1 protein-coding gene is annotated in these 2,003 nt (G+C 65.4%); it reads left to right on the forward strand.

The window, feature by feature from the left end; all coding sequences use genetic code 11:
- Positions 1 to 2,003: condensation domain-containing protein (locus GPL20_RS38455; protein ID WP_157337929.1), on the forward strand; the 2,003-nt coding region annotated here is incomplete at both ends.

Raw genomic sequence — 2,003 nt, forward strand, 5'->3', positions numbered from 1 at the left:
GTGGTCTGCGCGCCCGAGGCCGGCTCGGACGAGGGCGATGGAGGCGGGCTTGCGGGCGCCTTGCGGGCGCACTTAAGTGCGCGGCTGCCGGATTACATGGTGCCGAGTGCGTTCGTGCGGCTGGCGGTGCTGCCGCTGACGGTGAACGGCAAGCTCGGTCGGAACGCGCTGCCGGCGCCGGCCGATCAGGCCTATGCGCTGGCGGCCTACCAGGCGCCGCAAGGTGCGGTCGAGACGGCACTGGCGCGGATCTGGGCCGAGCTCCTGGGTGTCGAGCGCATCGGGCGCAACGACCACTTCTTCGAACTGGGCGGCCACTCGCTCTTGGCCGTGCAGATGTCGAGCCGGCTGTCACAGGCTGTCGGGGTCGAACTGCCGCTGTCGACGCTGTTCGCAAGGCCAGTGCTGACTGATCTGGCGGCAAGCATCGTCGAGCTGTTGAGCCGCTCCGGTCCGCAAGAGCTGCCGTCGATTGCGACCGTGTCGCGTCATGAGCCGCTTGTGCTGTCGTTTGCGCAGCAGCGGCTATGGTTTTTGGCGCAGCTGAACGAAGGCAGCACGAACTATCACATTCCGCTGGCCTTGCGATTGCGCGGGCTGCTCGACCACAGCGCCTGGCAGCGCAGCCTTGACCGTCTGTTTGCGCGTCATGAGGCGCTGCGCAGTGTCTTTGTCGCGACCCAGGGCAAGCCCCGGGTTGAGGTTTTGCCGCCGGATGCGGGTCTGCCGATAGTTGAGCACGATCTGCGGGAGAGATCGGATGCAGAAGCGGCACTTTTGGATCTGTGCCATGAAGAGGGCCACACGCCATTCGATCTTGCGCACGGTCCGCTGATCCGCGGGCGTCTGGTGCGGATGTCGGATAAGGAACACGTCTTTCTGCTGACCCAGCATCACATCGTCTCGGACGGCTGGTCGATGGGCGTGCTGCTGCGCGAACTTAGCCAGCTCTACCGGGCATTCGAGGCTGGGCAGGACGATCCTCTGCCGCCGCTTGCGATCCAGTATCCGGATTATGCCGCCTGGCAACGCCAATGGCTGTCGGGAGATCGGCTGCAGAAGCAGGCGCAGTATTGGCGCAGCGCCCTGGCAGGCACGACCCGTCTTGTCTTGCCGACGGACCATGCACGGCCTGCCCAGCAATCGTTTGCCGCGGCCACGGTCCCGATCATCATCGATGCGGATTTGACGCGGGAGCTGAAGCGGCTGAGCCTGCAGCATGGCACGACGTTGTTCATGACGGTGCTGGCGGCCTGGGCGGCGGTGCTGTCGCGTCTGTCGGGGCAGGACGATCTTGTGATTGGCGTGCCGAGCGCCAATCGGGGGCACCGCGAGATCGAAGAGCTGATCGGGTTCTTCGTCAACACCCTTGCGCTTCGGATCGACCTGTCCGGCAAGCCGCGCGTGTCGGAGCTTCTGGAGCGGACGCGGTGCACGGTGCTGGCTGCGCAGGAGCATCAGGACCTGCCGTTCGAGCAGGTGGTGGAGATCGTGCAGCCGCCTCGGGCTCTTGATCACACGCCATTGTTCCAGGTGATGCTGGCCTGGGAGAACAATGCGGTTGGGTCATTGGACCTGCCGGGGCTGAGTGTCGAAGCTGCCAGGGAGGTGCTTGATCAGGTCGAGTTCGATCTGGAGCTGAGCCTTGGCGAGCATGGCGAGGAGATCGCCGGAACGCTGGGGTATGCCACGGCGCTGTTTGATCAGGCGACGATCGAGCGGCAGCGTGGTTATCTGCTGGCGCTGCTGCGGGCGATGGCTGCCGATGCGCAGCAAGAGGTCCACCGGATTGAGCTGCTGTCGACTGCCGAGCGCACGTATCTGCTGGACGAGCTGAACCGGACGGCGGCGCCGTACCCTGCGGAGCGGTGCATCCACGAGCTGTTCGAGGCGCAGGTGCACAAGGCGCCGGATGCGGTGGCGGTGGTCTGCGATGATGAGCGGCTGAGCTATGGCGAGCTCAATGCGAAGGCCAACCGCCTGGCGCACCACCTGATCGCCCT

Source organism: Bradyrhizobium cajani (genome assembly GCF_009759665.1).
GTDB lineage: Bacteria > Pseudomonadota > Alphaproteobacteria > Rhizobiales > Xanthobacteraceae > Bradyrhizobium > Bradyrhizobium cajani.